This is a genomic window from Allomesorhizobium aridi (assembly GCF_043769475.1).
Classification (GTDB): Bacteria; Pseudomonadota; Alphaproteobacteria; order Rhizobiales; family Rhizobiaceae; genus Allomesorhizobium.
This window is the reverse complement of sequence record NZ_CP171729.1, coordinates 1,332,918-1,352,059: the sequence shown is the minus strand read 5'-3', so window position 1 is coordinate 1,352,059 and position 19,142 is coordinate 1,332,918. Positions and strand designations below refer to the sequence as shown.

At 63.6% G+C, this 19,142-nt stretch carries 22 protein-coding genes; 2 read left to right on the top strand and 20 right to left on the bottom strand.

What is annotated here, in order from left to right:
- Positions 1 to 124: 124 nt before the first annotated feature.
- The 5 genes from ACG873_RS08565 to ACG873_RS08545 all read right to left on the bottom strand — a co-directional run bounded on the left by ACG873_RS08565 (position 125) and on the right by ACG873_RS08545 (position 3,900).
- Positions 125 to 466 carry an integration host factor subunit alpha gene (locus ACG873_RS08565; RefSeq protein WP_394891338.1) on the bottom strand — a complete coding sequence of 114 codons (342 nt, stop codon included), beginning with the start codon at positions 464 to 466 and terminating at the stop codon, positions 125 to 127.
- A gap of 156 nt (positions 467 to 622) precedes the next feature.
- Positions 623 to 1,594, bottom strand: a complete 972-nt coding sequence (locus ACG873_RS08560; RefSeq protein ID WP_394891337.1) for a beta-ketoacyl-ACP synthase III — start codon at positions 1,592 to 1,594, stop codon at positions 623 to 625.
- A gap of 13 nt (positions 1,595 to 1,607) precedes the next feature.
- On the bottom strand, positions 1,608 to 2,675 hold the full coding sequence (gene plsX / locus ACG873_RS08555) for a phosphate acyltransferase PlsX (protein WP_394891336.1): 1,068 nt from the start codon (positions 2,673 to 2,675) through the stop codon (positions 1,608 to 1,610).
- Between the two features lie 103 nt (positions 2,676 to 2,778).
- Positions 2,779 to 3,345, bottom strand: coding sequence for a YceD family protein (locus tag ACG873_RS08550; RefSeq protein ID WP_394891335.1), 567 nt, complete (start codon positions 3,343 to 3,345; stop codon positions 2,779 to 2,781).
- 12 nt (positions 3,346 to 3,357) lie between these two features.
- Positions 3,358 to 3,900, bottom strand: a complete 543-nt coding sequence (locus ACG873_RS08545; RefSeq protein WP_394891334.1) for a ubiquinol-cytochrome C chaperone family protein — start codon at positions 3,898 to 3,900, stop codon at positions 3,358 to 3,360.
- Positions 3,901 to 4,024: 124 nt separating this feature from the next.
- Here ACG873_RS08545 and ACG873_RS08540 point away from each other — a divergent pair, with 124 nt between their 5' ends.
- Positions 4,025 to 4,540 carry an outer membrane protein assembly factor BamE gene (locus ACG873_RS08540; RefSeq protein WP_394891333.1) on the top strand — a complete coding sequence of 172 codons (516 nt, stop codon included), beginning with the start codon at positions 4,025 to 4,027 and terminating at the stop codon, positions 4,538 to 4,540.
- A 94-nt stretch (positions 4,541 to 4,634) separates the two neighbouring features.
- Here the strand turns inward: ACG873_RS08540 and ACG873_RS08535 are convergent, their stop codons facing one another.
- From ACG873_RS08535 to ACG873_RS08525, 3 genes are all read right to left on the bottom strand, one after another.
- The gene (locus tag ACG873_RS08535; protein WP_394891332.1) at positions 4,635 to 6,791 is read right to left on the bottom strand and encodes a sodium-translocating pyrophosphatase; all 2,157 of its coding nucleotides are present in this window, start codon (positions 6,789 to 6,791) and stop codon (positions 4,635 to 4,637) included.
- A gap of 256 nt (positions 6,792 to 7,047) precedes the next feature.
- The gene (locus ACG873_RS08530) at positions 7,048 to 7,725 is read right to left on the bottom strand and encodes a type II toxin-antitoxin system RelE/ParE family toxin (protein ID WP_394891331.1); all 678 of its coding nucleotides are present in this window, start codon (positions 7,723 to 7,725) and stop codon (positions 7,048 to 7,050) included.
- Between the two features lie 25 nt (positions 7,726 to 7,750).
- Complete coding sequence (locus ACG873_RS08525; protein ID WP_394891330.1) at positions 7,751 to 8,974, bottom strand: MFS transporter; 1,224 nt, start codon at positions 8,972 to 8,974, stop codon at positions 7,751 to 7,753.
- Between the two features lie 73 nt (positions 8,975 to 9,047).
- Here ACG873_RS08525 and ACG873_RS08520 point away from each other — a divergent pair, with 73 nt between their 5' ends.
- Positions 9,048 to 9,734: an ArsR/SmtB family transcription factor gene (locus ACG873_RS08520; RefSeq protein WP_394891329.1), complete on the top strand. Its 687-nt coding sequence runs from the start codon at positions 9,048 to 9,050 to the stop codon at positions 9,732 to 9,734.
- Here ACG873_RS08520 and nusB read toward each other — a convergent pair.
- The 12 genes from nusB to ACG873_RS08460 all read right to left on the bottom strand — a co-directional run bounded on the left by nusB (position 9,729) and on the right by ACG873_RS08460 (position 19,124).
- On the bottom strand, positions 9,729 to 10,136 hold the full coding sequence (gene nusB, locus ACG873_RS08515; protein ID WP_394893408.1) for a transcription antitermination factor NusB: 408 nt from the start codon (positions 10,134 to 10,136) through the stop codon (positions 9,729 to 9,731). The two genes, ACG873_RS08520 and nusB, sit on opposite strands and share 6 nt — an antisense overlap.
- 98 nt (positions 10,137 to 10,234) lie before the next feature.
- Positions 10,235 to 10,690 (bottom strand): 6,7-dimethyl-8-ribityllumazine synthase, encoded by a 456-nt coding sequence (ribH, locus tag ACG873_RS08510; protein WP_394891328.1) that lies wholly within the window; start codon positions 10,688 to 10,690, stop codon positions 10,235 to 10,237.
- A 197-nt stretch (positions 10,691 to 10,887) separates the two neighbouring features.
- Positions 10,888 to 11,124: a hypothetical protein gene (locus ACG873_RS08505; RefSeq protein WP_394891327.1), complete on the bottom strand. Its 237-nt coding sequence runs from the start codon at positions 11,122 to 11,124 to the stop codon at positions 10,888 to 10,890.
- Positions 11,121 to 11,738 (bottom strand): riboflavin synthase, encoded by a 618-nt coding sequence (locus tag ACG873_RS08500; RefSeq protein WP_394891326.1) that lies wholly within the window; start codon positions 11,736 to 11,738, stop codon positions 11,121 to 11,123. The genes ACG873_RS08505 and ACG873_RS08500 overlap by 4 nt, the downstream gene beginning before the upstream one ends.
- Positions 11,738 to 12,868, bottom strand: coding sequence for a bifunctional diaminohydroxyphosphoribosylaminopyrimidine deaminase/5-amino-6-(5-phosphoribosylamino)uracil reductase RibD (gene ribD / locus ACG873_RS08495; RefSeq protein ID WP_394891325.1), 1,131 nt, complete (start codon positions 12,866 to 12,868; stop codon positions 11,738 to 11,740). Before ribD ends, ACG873_RS08500 begins: the two co-directional genes overlap by 1 nt.
- Positions 12,869 to 12,871: 3 nt before the next feature.
- Entirely contained in the window at positions 12,872 to 13,336 is a 465-nt protein-coding gene (gene nrdR / locus ACG873_RS08490; RefSeq protein ID WP_008836717.1) for a transcriptional regulator NrdR, read from the bottom strand.
- A gap of 72 nt (positions 13,337 to 13,408) precedes the next feature.
- Positions 13,409 to 13,777: a hypothetical protein gene (locus ACG873_RS08485; RefSeq protein WP_394891324.1), complete on the bottom strand. Its 369-nt coding sequence runs from the start codon at positions 13,775 to 13,777 to the stop codon at positions 13,409 to 13,411.
- Between the two features lie 45 nt (positions 13,778 to 13,822).
- Entirely contained in the window at positions 13,823 to 15,139 is a 1,317-nt protein-coding gene (glyA, locus tag ACG873_RS08480) for a serine hydroxymethyltransferase (protein WP_394891323.1), read from the bottom strand.
- A 223-nt stretch (positions 15,140 to 15,362) separates the two neighbouring features.
- Entirely contained in the window at positions 15,363 to 16,616 is a 1,254-nt protein-coding gene (locus ACG873_RS08475) for a L,D-transpeptidase family protein (protein ID WP_394891322.1), read from the bottom strand.
- Positions 16,617 to 16,969: 353 nt separating this feature from the next.
- Positions 16,970 to 17,485 (bottom strand): transcriptional regulator LdtR, encoded by a 516-nt coding sequence (gene ldtR, locus ACG873_RS08470; RefSeq protein ID WP_394891321.1) that lies wholly within the window; start codon positions 17,483 to 17,485, stop codon positions 16,970 to 16,972.
- 164 nt (positions 17,486 to 17,649) lie between these two features.
- A complete protein-coding gene (locus tag ACG873_RS08465; RefSeq protein WP_394891320.1) occupies positions 17,650 to 18,066 on the bottom strand; it encodes a DUF6163 family protein in 417 nt (138 codons plus the stop codon).
- An 8-nt stretch (positions 18,067 to 18,074) separates the two neighbouring features.
- Positions 18,075 to 19,124 carry an enoyl-CoA hydratase/isomerase family protein gene (locus tag ACG873_RS08460; RefSeq protein WP_394891319.1) on the bottom strand — a complete coding sequence of 350 codons (1,050 nt, stop codon included), beginning with the start codon at positions 19,122 to 19,124 and terminating at the stop codon, positions 18,075 to 18,077.
- Positions 19,125 to 19,142: the final 18 nt, after the last annotated feature.

Here is a 19,142-nt window from a genome sequence, read left to right as displayed (position 1 = left end):
GAACCCGCCGAACCGAGAGCTTGCCGCGACGGCAGCGTGTCCGATCTGCACTTCATTTCAGCGGTTTGTCGGCCGGAATTCAAGCCCGGCGCGAGCCGGAGCCCGATTTATCGGCCGAAGCGCTTTACTCGCCCACCGAAGCCGCCTGCTTGCTCTTGGCCTTGCTGTTCTGGTGGGCGCGCAGGATGCGGTTCTTCAGGACGTTCGACGCCTTGAAGGTCATGACGCGCCGCGGCAGGATTGGCACTTCCTCGCCGGTCTTGGGATTGCGGCCAATGCGCTCGTTCTTGCCGCGGACATGGAAGGTGGCGAAAGAGGACAGCTTGACGGTTTCGCCGCGGACGATGGCTTCGCAGATTTCGTCAAGCACCGTCTCGACGAGTTCAGCCGACTCGGTGCGGGAAAGGCCGACCTTGCGGTAGACGGCTTCGGCGAGATCGGCGCGCGTCAGTGTCTTTCCCCCCATGCGACCGTCCAACCATCCTCAAATAACGGAAACGTTATAAACGCCAAGACGTTAGAAAATTGGCCCGGCGAGGTCAAGGACAGAACCCGCCCGCGGCAGCAATCATGTTGAATTGACTTGAAGAAACGCGCTTTACCCGGCTTTGCCGGCCAAGCGTCACCAGCGCAGGAGCACCGCACCCCAGGTAAAGCCGCCGCCCATGGCTTCCAGCAGCACCAGATCGCCCTTCTTGATGCGGCCGTCGGCTACAGCCACGGCGAGCGCCAGCGGCACCGACGCCGCCGAGGTATTGCCGTGCAGGTGCACCGTCACCACCACCTTTTCCTCGGCGATTCCGAGTTTTTTTGCCGAAGCGTCGATGATGCGCTTGTTGGCCTGGTGAGGCACGAACCAGTCGAGATCTTCGGCGGTGATGCCAGCCTCCGAAAACGTGGCCTCGATCACGTCGGTGATCATGCCGACCGCGTGTTTGAACACTTCGCGGCCTTCCATGCGCAGCAGGCCCACCGTGCCGGTCGTGGACGGGCCGCCATCGACGTACAGCTTGTCCTTGTGGACGCCGTCGGAGCGCAGGCTGGCCGCAAGCACGCCGCGATCAGCGATCGTGCCCTCGCCTTCCTGAGCCTCGAGGATTAGCGCTCCTGCGCCGTCGCCGAACAGCACGCAGGTCGAGCGGTCGGTCCAGTCGAGAATACGCGAAAAAGTCTCCGAGCCGATCACCAGCACGCGTTTGGCGAGCCCGCCGCGGATATAGAGATCGGCGGTTGCGACGGCGTAGACGAAGCCCGTGCACACCGCCTGCATATCGAAGGCGAAGCCGTGGTGCATGCCGAGCCGGTTCTGGATCTCCACCGCAGTCGCCGGGAACGTGTTGTTCGGCGTCGAGGTGGCCAGCACGATCAGGTCGATGTCGGCCGGCGCCAGCCCGGCATTGTCGAGCGCGGCGCGCGCCGCCGCCTCGCCCAGCGATGCCGTCGTCTCGTCGTCGGAGGCGATGTGGCGCTGGCGGATGCCGGTGCGCTGGGCAATCCATTCGTCTGACGTCTCCAGCACGCCTTCGAAATCGGTATTCTTCATGATGCGACGCGGCAACGCGGAACCGGTGCCACGCACCACTGATCTGATCATCTGGGACTAAACCTTATTCAATACCGTCGCCGGCGGCTGCTGCCGGCCTGAGCGCAGACTTCGGGTGGCGTGCGTGGAACAGGTCGAGGTCGGCCTCGATCCGATCGAGCAGCCGATTGCGGGTCATATCGTAGGCGAGTTCGATCGCCGCCGCAAAACCTTCATCGTCGGTGCCGCCATGGCTCTTCACGACGATACCGTTCAGCCCCAGGAACACGCCGCCATTGGCCTTGCGTACGTCCATCTTCTCTCGAAGCGTGTTGAACGCACCTTTGGCGAAGACAGCGCCGATCCTGGCCATCAGCGTGCGGCCCATTGCGGCGCGCAGGTAGGTCGAAATCTGCCGCACGGTGCCTTCGGCGGTCTTCAGCGCAATGTTGCCGGCGAACCCTTCGGTGACCACCACATCGACCGTGCCCTTGCCGATGTCGTCGCCTTCGACGAAGCCGTGATAGCCCATCGACATCATGCTGGCCTCGCGCAGCAGGCGGCCGGCCTCCTTGACTTCTTCCAGGCCCTTGACCTCCTCGACGCCGATGTTGAGCAGGCCGACGGTCGGCTTGTCCATTCCATAGAGCGCCCGCGCCATAGCGGTTCCAAGGATGGCGAAATCGATAAGCTGGTGGGCGTCCGCGCCGATCGTGGCGCCGACGTCCAGAACCACGCTTTCGCCGCGCAGCGTCGGCCAGATCGCGGCGATGGCCGGACGCTCGATCGTGGCCATGGTGCGCAGGCAGAATTTCGACATCGCCATCAGCGCGCCGGTATTGCCGGCCGAGACGCAGGCGTCGGCATCGCCGGTTTTCACCGCCTCGATTGCCTTCCACATCGACGATTTCCAGCGGCCGTGGCGCAGCGCCTTGCTCGGCTTGTCGTCCATGCGCACCGCGACATCGCAGTGGATGAACTCGGTGATCGCGGCGAGCTTGGGAAACTTGTCCAGTTCGGGCCGGACCACCTCTGAGCGGCCGTAGACGAGGAACCGCACATCGGTGCGGCGCGTCGCGACCCGCATCAGAGCTGGGATGACTACCGCCGGCCCGTGATCGCCGCCCATGGCATCGATGGAAATCCTGATCACTCGGCAATCATCTCACATTTCTCGGCTGCCCTGGTCAGGCAGGGGGAAAATAGCGGTTTTGCGCAGCCGCACAACCGCGATTTCGGAACTTGCCCGGGTGTTTTCAGGATTTATCGATCAGCGAGCGCAGCTTTCGCTGCAATTCGCCTTCGACGGCCGCCTCGCCGGCATCTGCCTCCGGAGCCTCCAGCGCCACGCCGCTCTTGCGCGGATAGGGATCGATGGCCAAGCTGAAGAATTCTTCCGACAAGGCGCCGGCATCGATCGTATCGCCGGAAAGGATTTCCGGGCTGTCGGGGCCCTCCGCATCCAGCATGATCTCCCCGCCGGTCTCGAATCCCTCGCGGCCGAGTTTCGAATCTTCGGGCAGGAACAGCGCCGACACCTGCTCCTCAATGTGCGTGTCGATCGGATCGAGCGTCACCACGCAGGCCTGCACGATATCGGCCGCAACGATGCCGGAAACCTTGACGCCGTTGCGCTTCCAGGAGCCGACATGCAGTTCCGCGCGAAAGTTCCTGACCGACAGAAGGTCGTGCGCCTCCGCGAGCGCCGCCAACTGCTTCTCGTTCGCCTCAATCACCACCGGCATGCCCTTTTGCGGCAGCCTCGTCACGTTGACATCGAAGGAAACCGGGCTCTTCTCCGCCGGTTCATGGCCATGTTTCATCGCAGGCTCCTTTCAACCCGGTTGCGGCGCGGGAAAACCGATCGCGCCGCCATGGATCGCCTCGGACGGCTGCCGCGCCAGCGCTGCGACCGTCTCGAACACGTAGCCGCCCAACGCATCGGCTTCCGGCCAGTCGCCGGCTTCGGGCCGGATATTGCGCGCCAGGGCCGCGGCAAGCGCGGGGCGGTCGCCCGCCTCGAGTGCATCGGCATAGGATTTGGTGCGGCCGTAAAACATCCGCGCCAGCTTCTTCATCCGCTTCGGCACGCCGGCGTCGCCTATGCCGAGTTCGCGCAGCGAATGGTCGAGATCCGTGAAGAAGTCGTCGGTCAGCACCTGCGCGATCTCGCGCGATCCGCCTTCTTCGCCGCGCAGGCGATGCTGGAAGAGAAACATGTGCAGCGACAGCATCTCGAAACGGCCGAGCGGCGTGTCCGGCACATTCCAGTCCGAATAAAAAACCGGCTGCCGCGCGGCCGCCACGATTTCACCGTAGAGCGCGTCCGTGATCGCGCGATTGGCGCTGCGGTCGCCGCCAAACAGGCGTTTGAACATTGGCGGTCTCCTCGAGGAACCGTTTCGCCGTCGGGCTTGTTGCATCGGCGCGCAAGCTGGTTTACCGGTTTTGCGGCTTCGCGCAAGGCGGACCGCGATACCGAATTTGGGATGGGAGTTGTTGTTGGCCTGCCAGGATTTCAAGACCGCATTTTCACCGCGCCTGGCCGGAGCGGCATGCCTGCTCGGAACGGCGATGGCGCTCTCCGCCTGCAATACCGCCAAGACCTTCGGCGATTTGAGCCCCGGCGAGACGCTGACGCAGGGCTATGTCATCGACCAGCAGCAGATCGACCTGGTGCCAGTAGGGTCGAGCCGCGAGCAGGTGATCCTGGCGCTCGGCAGCCCGTCGACTACGGCGACCTTCGACAACGAGGTTTTCTACTACATTTCCCAGACCCGCCGCCGCTCCGTCGCCTTCGCCAAGCCCAAGCTCGTCGACCAGCGCATCCTGGCGGTCTATTTCGGCGAGGACGGGCGCGTCACCAACATCGCCAATTACGGCCTGCAGGACGGCAAGGTGTTCGACTTCATCTCCCGCACCACGCCGACCGCGGGCAAGGACCAGAACTTCATCGGACAGCTTCTCACCGGGGCCAGCCAGGCCATCCCGACTCTCCCCGGAGGGGGGCAACCGTAGGAGCCGGCCGCACGGGCATTCGGCGCCTCACAGTCAAGAAAAAGCCCCGCGGGATCGCTCCCGCGGGGCTTTTTCGCTGTGATAACGCTCAAGCTTACCCGTGCGCGAGCACGGCCAGCAGCAGGAGCGCCACGATGTTGGTGATCTTGATGGCCGGGTTCACGGCCGGGCCAGCGGTGTCCTTGTAGGGATCGCCGACCGTATCGCCGGTCACCGAGGCCTTGTGCGCCTCGGAGCCCTTCATGTGCTTGACACCGTCCTTGTCGACAAAGCCGTCCTCGAACGACTTCTTGGCATTGTCCCAGGCGCCGCCGCCCGAGGTCATCGAGATGGCAACGAACAGGCCGTTGACGATGACGCCGAGCAGCGAGGCGCCGAGCGCGGCGAAAGCCGAAGCCTTGGAGCCGGAGATGAGCAGCACGCCGAAATAGACGACGAGCGGCGCCAGCACCGGAAGGAGCGACGGGATGATCATTTCCTTGATCGCCGCCTTGGTTAGGATGTCGACGGCGCGGGCATAGTTGGGCTTCGAGGTGCCCTTCATGATGCCCGGATCTTCACGGAACTGCTTGCGCACCTCTTCCACGATCGACCCCGCGGCACGGCCCACGGCGGTCATCGCGATGCCGCCGAACAGATACGGGATCAGGCCGCCGAAGATCAGGCCGGCGACGACATAGGGGTTGGACAGGTCGAAGGAGACCGGACCCATGTCCTTGAAATACGGGAACGCCGTCGAACCCGCCTCATTCGCCTTGGCGGCGAAGAACTGCAGGTCGTAGCTGTAGGCCGAAAACAGCACCAGCGCGCCGAGGCCGGCCGAGCCGATGGCGTAGCCCTTGGTAACCGCCTTGGTGGTGTTGCCGACGGCGTCGAGCGCGTCGGTCGACTGGCGCACTTCCTTGGGCAGACCCGCCATCTCGGCAATGCCGCCGGCATTGTCAGTGACCGGGCCGAAGGCGTCGAGCGCCACGATCATGCCGGCAAGACCGAGCATCGTCGTCACCGCGATCGCCGTGCCGAACAGGCCGGCGAGCTGGTAGGTGGCGATGATGCCGCCAACGATGACGATGGCCGGCAGCGCCGTCGATTCCAGCGAGACCGCGAGGCCCTGGATGACGTTGGTGCCGTGGCCGGTAACCGAGGCCTGGGCGATCGAGTTGACCGGGCGTTTGCCGGTGCCGGTGTAGTATTCGGTTATCACCACGATCAGGCCGGTCACCAATAGACCGACAAGGCCGCAGATGAACAGGTTCTGCCCGGTGATGGCGACGCCGCCGCCGGTTCCGATCTCGCCCCAGCCGATGGTCAGCGAGGTGGCGGCGCCGAGGCCGACGATCGACAGCAGCCCGGTCACGATCAGGCCCTTGTAGAGCGCGCCCATGATCGAGCCGTTGGAGCCGAGCTTGACGAAGAAGGTGCCGATAATCGAGGTGACGATGCAGGCGCCGCAGATGACGAGCGGATAGAGCATGACGCTGCCGAGAATATCCGTACCGCCGAAGAAGATCGCGGCCAGAACCATGGTGGCGACGACGGTCACCGCATAGGTTTCGAACAAATCGGCGGCCATGCCGGCACAGTCGCCGACATTGTCGCCGACATTGTCTGCGATGGTGGCCGGGTTGCGCGGGTCATCTTCGGGAATGCCGGCTTCGACCTTGCCGACGAGATCGCCGCCGACATCCGCGCCCTTGGTGAAGATGCCGCCGCCGAGACGGGCGAAGATCGAGATCAGCGAGGCGCCGAAGCCGAGCGAAACCAGCGAGTCGATGACCGTGCGGTCGTGGGGCGCAAGACCCATCGGGCCGGTCAGGATCCAGTAATAGACGGACACGCCCAAGAGCGCGAGGCCGGCCACCAGCATGCCGGTGATGGCGCCCGACTTGAAGGCGATGTCGAGGCCGGCGGCGAGGCTGTTGGAAGCGGCCTGCGCGGTGCGCACATTGGCACGGACCGAAACGTGCATGCCGATGAAGCCGGCCGCGCCTGACAATACGGCGCCGATCAGGAAGCCGATCGCAGCGCTCGCGGAGAGCAGCCACCAGGCGAGCAGCAGAACGACCACGCCGACAATTGCGATGGTGGTGTATTGCCGCGCCAGATAGGCCTGCGCACCCTCGCGGATGGCGGCCGAGATTTCCTGCATGCGTGCATTTCCCTGGTCGGATGCGAGAACCGACCGTGTCGCCCAGATGGCGTACAGGATGGAGAGCAGGCCGCAGGCGATGACGACGTAAAGCATGGTCATTGCCGAATTCTTCCCTGATTTCTGGCCCGGAAATTCCCCTCCCCGGGACCGATGCGATGGAGCCAGAATCCGGCAGCATGGCTGACAGAATCCCGACTTTCGCTGCGGTGTATGCGAAACGGGCTTGGGCGCGTCAAGATACCGCTATGCTTTTGCCCCGTTTTCGCCACGGATGGCGACGGACGGAGGCAGCGGGTTCGATCCCCGCTATTGAGAAGCTAACCATTCGGCGCGGAAACCGTCCGGCAACTTCGCCCTACACCAATTGCAGACTGATATCCCGTCCGACTATGCGGGCGGCGCGCTGAAGACTTTCAATGGTCGCCGATCCGCTGTCCGGATCGAGCAGGCGATCCACCTGAGCACGGCTGGTCTTCATGAGTTCGGCCATCCGCTTTTTCGTGATCTGCTTCTTTTTCATCTCTTCGGCCAGTTGATGCGCGATCACAGCTTTGACGGCGGCGGCGGTGACTTCCTCGCGGATCTCCTTTTCATCGAGCCAGCTTTCGAAGCTCGAACCCAGATGCTTGTTTTCCTTGCTCATGATGACAATTCCTTGAGGCGTTGGCGCGCGAGCGTCAAATCGGCCAGTGGGGGTTTTCTGCGATTTCTTGATGAACGCGTGCAGCGCGACAAGCGTTTCATCGTAGAAGCCGAACAGCACACGTCCTTCTCGCCTGCTGGGCAGAGAACTTCGGACTTCCCAAAGCCCGCCGGCCAAAGGTTTGCAAAGCGGCAAGCCTACAGGCCACCCGAACTGCACCTTGGCGATGTCGCGGCCAATGACCCGCTGATCGTCTCGCGGCAGTTCGTTCAGCCAATCCCGCACTGTTCGCGGCCCGAAGCCGACTTCCAAAACACCAGTGGGATAGGCTTCAGACTCGGCATCTCCCAACCTTGTATCAAAATTGGTACACAGTTGCAAGACAGCCATTAGCCACCCTCAGATGTACGCCAGTCTATCCTTCGTTCTCGACAACCCGGCCGGCACGGCTGCGTGTGAATACGTGCATCACAAGCGCACCCAGGCATACCGCCACGATCGGGAACACCACCCAGTTCAGCATGTCCCAGCCGTAGGCATTGTAGACCGCGCCGGACATCAGCGAGGCGAAGGCTACGCTGGAGAACAGCACCAGGTCGTGGATGCCCTGCACTTTGCCCTTTTCCGATGAGCGGTATGTGTCGGCGACCATCGCGGTCGCGCCGATGAAGCCGAAATTCCAGCCGAGGCCGAGCAGGATAAGCGCCGACCAGAACTGCCAGAGCGCAATACCGGAGAGCGCGATCAGCGCGCAGCCGACCAGCAAGGCGAGGCCGGTGGCGACGATCGTCTCGGCGCCGAAGCGGTGGATCAGCCGCCCGGTGAAGAAACTCGGCGCGAACATCGCCATGACATGCCAGGATATGCCGAGCGTCGCCTCGTCGGTCGAGAAGCCGCAGCCGACCATGGCGAGCGGCGCGCCGGTCATGACAAAGCTCATCAGCGCGAACGTGCCGACCGAGCAAAGAAGCGCCACGATGAAGCGCGGTTGCGCGATGATTTCCGCCAGCGGCCGCGCCGACTCCTCCACAATTTCGCTGCCGGTCGAGTGTTTGGCCGGAGCCCGCAGGAAAGAAAGAATGACGGCGCCAACGGCGGCCAGAACCATGATGGCGGCGAAGGAGCCGGCAAACATCACTGGCGCCAACAATTCTCGCGTGAAGATGACGATCTGCGGCCCCAGAATCGCGGTCACCACGCCGCCGGCAAGCACGAAGGAGATGGCTCGCGCCTTGAATGCCGGTGGCGCGTTGTCGGCGGCGGCGAAGCGGAACTGCTGCACGAAGCCGCCGCCAATGCCGACGACCAGCAGCCCAAGCGCGAAGAGCCAGAAATCGCCTGCGAACATGGCCGCCGTGGCGAGCGCGCCTCCGGCGGCCGTTACCGCCGTTCCGGTGAGAAAGCCGTTGCGCTGCCCTGCCCGCTTGATGATCGCAGCCGCCGGCAAGGCGCCCAGCGCCACGCCGATGTTGAAGCCGGTCACCGGCGCGGTGGCCAGCGATTTATCCGCGCCGAGCAGATAGAAGCCCGCCAGCGCGCCGATCGAAATGGAAATTGGCGCTGCCGAGCCGACGATCGCCTGCGACGCCGCCAGAATGAGCGCCGTGCGCCGGGCTTCGCTTGGGGTCGATCGTTTCATCTGGAATCCCGCGCTTTACTGTTGCAGCGAACATGCTACATTCAATCAATCAATTGAATGATCGTGGATTGACATGTCAAGCGAAAATCCCAAGCACCTTCTCAATTCCCACTTTGCCGCATTGGCCCGCGCCCTTGGCCACGAGCATCGTCTCGAACTGCTCGAACATATCAGCCAGGGAGAATGGTCGGTCGAGGAATTGGCGACTCGCACGGGTCTCAGCATAGCCAACGCGTCCCAACATCTCCACTTGCTGCGCCGGTCAGGCCTGATCTCTTCGCGCAAATCGGGCAAGAACGTGCTCTTCCGGCTGGCGGACGGACCCGTGTTCGAGGCAGTCATGGCCATCCGGGCGGTCGCAGAGCACAATCTGGCCGAAGTTCGGTCGGTCATAGCCGACTATTTCGAAAGGCCCGATGATATGGATCCGGTCTCTTTCGCAGAGTTGCGGGAGCGGATGCCCGACAGCGATTTTCTGCTGCTCGATGTTCGCGACGAGGCCGAGTACCGGCAGGGCCACTTGCCGGGCGCCATCCATGTGCCGCTGGATAGTCTCGAAGCCAGCCTCGCGCATCTGCCGCTCGACCGCGAGATCATTGCCTACTGCCGCGGCCGCTACTGCATTCTGTCGCTTAAGGCAGTGCAAACACTGCGGGCGAACGGATTCCAGTCCCGCCGTCTGGAAGAAGGAGTTGCCGAGTGGAAGGCGACCGGCGGAATAGCCGACACCGGCATGCACGCGATGGCTGACAGTTTATAAAGCGTCTTTTCCGCGGCCCTCGCCGCGCACCCTGCGCGCCACCCGGTCAAGCACGGCGTTGACCAGCTTCGGCTCGTCTTCGACGTAAAACGCCTTGGCGATGTCGACATATTCCGAGACGATCACAGCGACAGGTACGTCGGCGCGCTGCATCAGTTCATAGACCCCGGCGCGCAGGATGGCGCGCAAGGTCGAGTCCAGCCTGGAAAGCGGCCAGTCCTCGGTCAGCGCCTGGCGGATGACCGGGTCCACCGTTTTCTGGTTGTCGACGACGCCTGCCAAGATGGCGCGGAACCACTGCGGATCGGCCTCGCGGTAGAGCGCGCCGTCAACCTCCTTGCCGAGGCGGAAAGCCTCGTATTCGGCGGTGATTTCCAGCAGGCCGGCGCCGGCCACATCCATCTGGTAGAGCGCCTGCACGGCGGCGAGCCTGGCTGCGCCGCGCTTGTTGGCCTGTCGGTGGGCGGGCTGGTCGCCTCCGTCGGGTCGGCTCACCGGTCTCAGGCTCCGAGCCGTTCGCGAAGCGCGATCATGGTGAGGGCTGCGCGTGCGGCAAAGCCGCCCTTGTCGCCCTCGCTGCGGCGGGCCCGCACCCATGCCTGCTCGTCATTTTCGGTGGTGAGAATGCCGTTGCCGATGGCGAGCGAGCCCTCGACCGCGAGGTCCATCAGCGCGCGCGACGATTCGTTGGCGACGATGTCGAAATGATAGGTATCGCCGCGGATCACGGTGCCGAGCGCGACGAAGCCGTCATAATCGGTGCCGCCCTCCTCTGCGCCGACCAGCGCGAAGGTTATCACCGCAGGGATTTCCAGCGCGCCGGGAACGGTGACGACATCGTAGGTCGCGCCCGCCTCGTCGAGCGCGGCCTTGGCGCCCTCGAGCAACGCGTCGGCAAGGCCGTCGTAAAAGCGCGCCTCGACGATCAAAAGATGAGGATTTTTGGAAGCTGCCATGAATGTCTCCGGGATTGCCGGTGACTTAGGCCGAACCGCAGTTCACCGCAAGCGGTTCGTGGCGGGCTTGGTGAAACAAGCTGGGATGGATCAATGCTTCAAGGAGCGCTCATGCAGGCGCACGGCGACGTAGCCGCCTATGGCTATGATTGCAGGCAAGCCAAGCGCCCAGAACCAAAGCAGAAATTCCTGGTTGCTCATGATTTCAGGCCTTTCAGAATGCGTCTCGCCCATAGATGTAGTGCAACTGAGACTGCCAGCCAAGCAAATACAGAGAAAATCGGCCAACGCTGAATGATCGCCGGACCTAGATCCACGACACCATACACGTATCCAGCCAGCGGTGACAGAATGCCGACTGTGAAGCAAGCCGTCGAGGCTCGATCCAGAGCATTTGCCAATAGGTTCGTTCGCTCGTTATCAATCAGGCTCATCCTCCCTCCGCCCCAGTTTCCGCCAAACGCGCCGCATAGCGCGCCATGGTGTCGACCTCGAGATTGACGCGGTCGCCCACCTTGCGCTCGCCCCAGGTGGTGACGGTCAGCGAATGGTGGATCAGAAGCACATCGAACAGCCTGCCCTCGACGCCGTTGACCGTCAGCGATGTCCCATCGAGCGCCACCGAACCCTTGGGCGCGATGAACTTCGCCAGTTCGCGTGGCGCTTCGAGCCGGTAACGCACCGCATCGCCCTCGTCCTTCCGCTCCACGATCTCGGCCATGCCGTCGACATGGCCGGAAACGATGTGGCCCCCGAGTTCGTCGCCGATCTTCAGCGCGCGTTCGAGGTTGATGCGCGTGCCGGCCTGCCATCCGGCCGCAGTTGTCAGGCGCAACGCCTCCTCCCAAGCCTCCACCTCGAACCAGCGCTGATTCGAGCCTTGTTCGGGAAGGGCCACCACTGTCAGGCAGACACCGGCGCAGGAGATCGACGCGCCAATCGCGATGGTCTGCGGATCGTAGGCGGTGTCGATCCTCAGCCGCACGCCCTGCGGCAGCGGCGAAACCGAGGCGACCGTGCCCACATCGGTGACAATTCCGGTGAACATTAGAAATCCCTTATCCATTCGGCATAGGAATCATCGCCGAAACGGGCTTCGCCGAGAAGCCTGAAGCCTGCCGGCATATGGTCGCGGCCGAGCGGCGCGGCAATCCCACCCTCGCCGATCGGCCGCGGCCCGAAAAACAGCGCGATGCGGTCGACCAGCCCCTCGTCGAGGAAATAACGCGCCGTATCGGCGCCGCCCTCGACCAGGACGTTCGACATGCCTTGCGCCGCGAGATCCTCCAGAAATTCCGGCAGCGCCACCCGGCCCTCATAGGTTTCCGTCGCGAGCACCTTCACGCCGGCGCTTTCAAGCGCTGTCTTGCGCCCGGGATCGGCCTCAGGGGCCGCCGCAATGAGAACGGGCACGCGTTGCGCGGTCTGCACCAGTTTCGATCCCAACGGCAGCCGCGCCTGGCGGTCGACCACGATACGCGCAGGCGACCGCGCTTCCAGCCCCGGCAGCCGAACGGTCAGATCCGGATCGTCGGAAAGTGCGGTGCCGATGCCAACCAGGATCGCGTCGGCCTCGGCGCGCATCAGATGGACCTGCCGGCGCGCCACAGCGCCGGTGATCGGCACCTGCCCTGCGCCCAGCCGCCCGATCATGCCGTCGCTAGAAATCGCAAGTTTCAGAGTTACTTGCGGGCGTTTTTTCAGGGACCGAATCAGATAGCCGGCCATCTGTGCGGCAGCTTCCTCGGCCAGAACCCGTTCGACGACCTCGATGCCGGCAGCCCGCAGAATCGCATAGCCGTTGCCCGAGACGCGCGGGTCCGGATCGCTGGCTGCGCCAACTACGCGCACGACGCCGGCGCTCGCCAGCGCATTGGCGCAGGGCGGCGTCCGGCCATGATGGGCGCAAGGTTCCAGCGTGACATAGGCGGTCGCGCCACGCGCCAGCGCGCCGGCCTCGGCCAGCGCCTCCGCCTCGGCATGCGGCCTGCCGCCGATCGCAGTGACGCCGCGCCCGACAATGACCGGGCCGTCGCCGTCATCGCGTACGATCAGCGTTCCGACCGACGGATTGGTGGAAGTCAGTCCGGAGTGTTTTTTCGACAGCCTGAGCGCCGCCGCCATGAAGCGGCGGTCGGTCTCCTCGCGCTCATCCTGGCTGACCGCCCTGCCGGCCATGGCTCAGCCGCCGTCCTCGTCGCCCTTGAGTTCGCCCAGCACCTCGTGAAAGTCCTTGGCCTCGCGGAAATTGCGATAGACCGAGGCGAAACGCACATAGGCGACGTCGTCCAGCGCCTTCAGGGCCTCCATAACCAGCCGGCCGACCTCGCCAGACGTCACTTCCGTCTCGCCCGAGCTTTCGAGCTGGCGCACGATGCCGGTCACCGCGCGGTCGATGCGCTCGGGATCGACATTGCGCTTGCGCACCGCGATCTCCATCGAGCGCAGCAGCTTGTCGCGGCTGAACGGCACTTTACGCCCCGACTTCTTGACGACGACGAGGTCGCGCAACTGCACGCGCTCGAAGGTGGTGAAGCGGCCGCCGCAATCCGGGCAAACCCGCCGCCGGCGGATCGCTGCCCCATCCTCGGCGGGACGGGAGTCCTTCACCTGCGTATCTTCCGACTGGCAGTAGGGGCAGCGCATGGACGGCCTTTGTTTTGCAGCGATTCTCGGATCGGCAAAGGCTTAGTGCCTTTCACGCCCGAGTCAAAGCGGTCAATACAGTGCCACCACCGCGCCAGCCGCTCCAATATGCACTTCGCCCCATTCGCCGGCCAATTGGTAAGCAGTACCAGTGCTTTGAAAGATCGCGATGTTTCCGTAATCGACAGATCCGTCCGGGTCCGTCGTGGGCCGAAATTCCCGACGTATCCAGTTCACTGTTTCCAGGCCGACGAACTCGATTTGCCTGCGATGGTAACAATATTGTTCATTCGGCTTGGGCGGCTGATAGGCCGGATGCTGCTCGGTTAACACTAAATCCATGACAAACATCACTGAACGGTCAGTCTCGCGGACGTCTATGACATAGCTATCTTCGAGATAGAGCGCTTCGAACCCTAGAAGTTTGTGGTACGGAGTCATCGATTCAGCTCAACGGGGCCACACACCGAGCCGCGTCCCGACAACTTACCCGAGATACGGATAGAGCGGGAACCGCTCCGTCAGCGCCATCACCTTCTGCTTGACCGCGGTCTCGACGGCCGCGTTGCCCTCGTCCGAGTTTGCCGCCTTCAGCCCGTCGAGCACTTCCGCGATCAGGTTGCCGATCTCGCGGAATTCGGCCGCGCCGAAGCCGCGCGTCGTACCGGCCGGTGTGCCGAGGCGAATGCCGGAGGTCACGAACGGCTTTTCCGGATCGAACGGGATACCGTTCTTGTTGCAGGTGATGTTGGCGCGGCCGAGTGCGGCCTCCGCGCGCTTGCCGGTGGCGTTCTTGGGGCGCAGGTCCACCAGCATCAGGTGGTTATCGGTGCCGCCCGAGACGATGTCGAGGCCGGTGGATTTCAGGCTGTCGGCCAGTGCTTTGGCGTTGGCCACGATATTCTGGGCATAGACCTTGAATTCCGGCTTCAGCGCCTCGCCGAAAGCGACCGCCTTGGCGGCGATGACATGCATCAGCGGCCCGCCCTGCAGGCCCGGGAACACCGCCGAGTTCATCTTCTTGGCGATGTCCTCGTCATTGGTCAGGATCATGCCGCCGCGGGGGCCGCGCAGCGATTTGTGCGTCGTCGTCGTCACGACATGCGCATGCGGCAGCGGCGACGGGTGCATGCCGCCCGCCACGAGGCCCGCGATATGGGCCATGTCCACCATCAGCCAGGCGCCCACCTCGTCGGCGATCTCGCGAAACCGCTTCCAGTCCCAGATGCGCGAATAGGCGGTGCCGCCAGCCAGGATCAGCTTCGGCTTGTTCTCGCGCGCCAGCCGCGCCACTTCGTCCATGTCGAGCAGGTGGTCGTCCTTGCGCACGCCGTAGGACACGACCTTGAACCATTTGCCGGACATGTTGACCGGCGAGCCGTGCGTCAGGTGCCCTCCCGAATTCAGGTCGAGGCCCATAAAGGTGTCGCCCGGCTGCAGCAGCGCCAGAAACACCGCCTGGTTCATCTGGCTGCCGGAATTGGGCTGCACATTGGCGAAATTGCAGTCGAACAGCTTCTTGGCGCGCTCGATCGCCAGTTCCTCGGCGATGTCGACGAACTGGCAGCCGCCATAGTAGCGCTTGCCCGGATAGCCCTCGGCATATTTGTTGGTCATGATCGAGCCCTGAGCCTCGAGCACGGCGCGCGACACGATGTTTTCGGAGGCGATCAGCTCGATCTCGTGGCGCTGGCGGCCGAGTTCCTGGCGGATGGCGCCGAAAATCTCCGGATCCGTCTCCGCCAGTTCGGCTCCGAAAAAGGTCTCGAAATGCTGGGCGGCGGCCACTGCTGCTGTTGCCATAACGGTTCAATCCTCGATGGGGCGGACGCTGGGTCCGGGGCTTCACGGTGAGCCGGCAATTAGCACAGTTGCCGAGGTCCCGCCACGCTCGCGCCGCGAAATTTGCTAGCCGCTTTGCGCCAGGCGACCGCAGGGACGAGCGAAGGAATGGTGATGCCTTCTCGACTGGTCGCCGCCCACAAAAAAGCCGCCCGCAGGCGGCTCTTTCGGCTTTCGCGTGCCCTTACAGCGCCGACGAAATTTGCAATTCGTCCACGCCGTCGCGGGCATAGATGTCGTCGCGGAAATGCACCACCGCGTCGCCGGTCGACCATGCCGAGACGTAGGTGAAGTAGACCGGGACCGGATCGGTAAGCTGTACCGGCGTGCTCTCGCCGCTCTTGATCGTCTGCTCGAAGCGCTGGCGGTCCCAGCCTTCGGTGCCGCGCAGCAGCCAGGTGACCAGGTCGCGCACGTTCTGGACGCGCACGCAGCCCGACGAATCGAAGCGCATCAGCTTCGAAAACAGGCTCTGCTGCGGCGTGTCGTGCATGTAGACGGCATGCGGGTTGGGGAAGTTGATCTTGACCGAAGCCATGGCGTTGCCCGCGCCGGGATCCTGGCGGAAGCGGAACTTCATCGCATCCTCGGTCGACCAGTCGACCGTCGTCGGATCGACCTCCTGGCCGTCGGGCCCGAAAAGCCTGATCTTGTTGCTGGCCAGATAGGTGGGATCCTTCCGCATCAGCGGAATGATGTCCTTCTGCACGATCGATTCGGGCGCGTTCCAGTAAGGATTGACGATGACCTCGTTGATCTTGGAATTGAGGATCGGAGTCTGGCGGTCGATCTTGCCGACGATCGCCGTGTGGCGCAGCACCACGCGGCCGTTTTCCACCGCCTCGATCTGAGCGGCCGGGATGTTGACCATGACATAGCGGTAGCCGAGATCGCCCGACATGGTGCGCAGCCGCACCAGATTGGTCTCGAGCTGGCCGAGGCGTACAGGCGCCGAAACGTTCATGGCGGCAAAGGAGTATTGGCCGAGCACGCCGTCGGACGGCAGGCCGTGGCGGGCCTGGAAACGCTTCACAGCGCTGTCGACATAGGTGTCAAAAGCGGGCGAGATGCCGGCGTTCTGCGACAGGTCGCCCGAGATCATCAGGCGCCTGCGCAACGCCTCGACATCGGGGTCGACGACCCCGAGCTTCAGCTTCTTGGTCGCCGGAACGATCGGCCAGCCGCCCTGGGCGACGATGCCCTGATAGCGGGCGACCGCCTGCTCGATGTAGGAAACCGTCTGCGGCGAGAAGATCGGCAGGTTGGATGCGACCTTGCCGCCCTCGCTGGCGCGGGCATCGAACGTGTCGTCCCAGTTGCCGCGGCGCGACGATTTGAGGATATCGCCGATCACGTCCTGGGCGCTGGCAGCGCCAGCGAATGTAGTTGCGGCGATCGCGCCCGCACCGGAGAGGAAGAAGCGGCGAGTTGTTTTCATGGACATTCCAGACATCGATCCTGCGTTTCGACAACGGACGAATTTCATCCGGATTCTATGGCGGCCATCGTTAACAAATGGCCAACCATAATCCCCGTCGCCCTGTCCTGGAACGCAATGAAGGATCTGGGCGCCGGCAAGCGGCATCCGGCTTGACGGATATTTCAGCTTCCGGATTTTCATTGGATTATGGCGGCAGCGTGGCTGCGGCCGACCCGCAGCCTTGACGAAAGCCAAAAAGAAAGCCCGCACCGTCGCCGGCGTGGGCTTTGCTTGAGGAGTGTTGCTCGTTTGCCGCTATGGGTGCCGGCAGAAGGCCGGCGGCGTTTGGCTGTCGAAATTCGAGCCGGTCCTTACATCCTGTAGGCGATGGTATCGTTCCAGAAGCGGTCGAGGCGCTGCAAGGCGCGGTTCATCTGCTTGAACTCATCGGTGTTGATGCCGCCGACCTGCTCGATCGAGCCGACATGGCGCTCGTAGAGCCCCGCCACCACTTCAGCCACCGCCTGGCCTTTCGGCGTCAGGCTGACGCGGACCGAACGGCGGTCGATGCGCGAGCGCTGATGGTTGATGAAGCCGAGATCGACCAGCTTCTTCAGATTGTAGGAAACGTTGGAGCCGAGATAATAGCCGCGCGAGCGCAACTCGCCGGCGGTCAGTTCCGCGTTGCCGATGTTGAAGAGCAGCAGCGCCTGGATGGCGTTGATGTCGCTGCGGCCGTTGCGGTCGAATTCGTCCTTGATGACGTCCAGCAAACGGCGGTGCAGCCGTTCGACAAGCTGCAGCGATTCCATGTAAAGCGAGCGGATCGCATCGCGGCGATCGTCGGATACGTTGGCGGTCTTGGCCGCCGGACGCGGATTGATCATTGTCTTTGCCTCTCGTTTGTCGCCCGGTGATTGTTTTGTTTCTCACCTTGATCGCGACACTATCGAATGCACATAAAATTCGACTTAAACGCTAGGCTTAACAGGGCCTTACCGGCGAAAGCTTTCGAAAGAGGCTTAATGAACGATGACGCAGATCGATAAAATTAACCATGTCGCGCCTGCCGCCGCTTCTGCATAAAGATGGTGATGCGGAAGGCGACGTAGAGAAGCGCGACGAAAGCGTGCGACCAGACGATGGCCGGGCGCGCGCCGAACAGGTCGGGGAAGCCGGCATACATGACGACCTCGGTCGCCGCGCATATAAACCAGATAACCGGGCCCCACGACGCCAGCATCCAGAGGCCGCTGGCCGCAAAAGGATAGAAGACCGACAGCGTGACGGCCGCGATCTGCCAGTGCACCGGCATCAGGTCGAAGCGCCAGAGCGGGCCGTCATAGAAGCCGATCAGGCGCACCCAATAGAGAACGCCGAATAGTAGACAATAGCCGGCGATGATGCGCTGGAACCAGCCGAAGGCCAGTTCGGCCGCCGAAGCGCCGATCACAGGCTTCCGGTCCATGAACACGCTCACAGAACCAGGTCCCCGCCCGGCAGGGGAGCGAAATAGGCCTCGATGGCGGCGGGATCGACCGCGTCGAGCGTCGCCGGCCGCCACTCGGGCTTCGAGCCCTTGTCGATGATCGCGGCGCGGATGCCCTCGTAGAAATCGTGGCCGCGGAGCATGCGGTTGACGATCCTGAACTCCATGCGCATGCACTCGTCCATGTCGAGCATCGCGCCCATATTAATCTGCCGGAAGGCGACGTTGACGCTGGTCGGCGAGCGTTTCTCGATGGTGGCGAGCGCGGCCGCGGCAAATTCGCCGGCAGGCTCGGCCGCGTGCCGGCGCAAGCCGGTGAGCAGGTCGCGCAGCTTCTCGCGGGAGAACGACTGCGCGATCAGGTGCAGCGTCGCGTCGTCCGTCTCGCGCGGCGGTATGTGGCATATCTTCTTCAACGCCGTGTCCGGCCGGCCCGTGGCGCAGAGCTCCTCTACCAGGCCGTCGAGCTTCGAGGCGGCCACCGCATAGGTGGCGAGCCCCGCCCACAGCGCGTCGCCATAGCGGATGCGGCTGCCGGTCAATCCAAGATACATGCCGAAGCTGCCCTTGATACGCGAGAGCAGAAAGCTGCCGCCGACATCCGGGAAGAAGCCGATCCCGACCTCCGGCATGGCGAAGACCGCATTCTCCGTCATCACCCGGTGCGAGCCGTGGAACGACACACCGACGCCGCCGCCCATGACGATGCCGTCGATCAGCGCGACATAGGGTTTTTTGAAGCGCGCTATCGCCGCGTTCAGCCGGTACTCGTCTGCGAAGAAGTCGATCGGCGGATTTCCGGCGCGACCGGCTTCGTAGATGTCGAGAATGTCGCCGCCCGCCGAAAACGCCTTGCCCTCGGCCTTGATCACCACCACCGCCACGTCCGGATCGGCTTCCCACGCCTTCAGCGCGGCGCTCAGCGCCCGGATCATGCCGTGGGTGACCGCGTTCAGCGCCTTCGGCCGGGTCAGTGTGACGATGCCGGCCTTGCCGGTCCGCTCGAAACGGATCTCATCGCCGCCGCCAAAATCCATCGTTCCGAAAATCCTTTG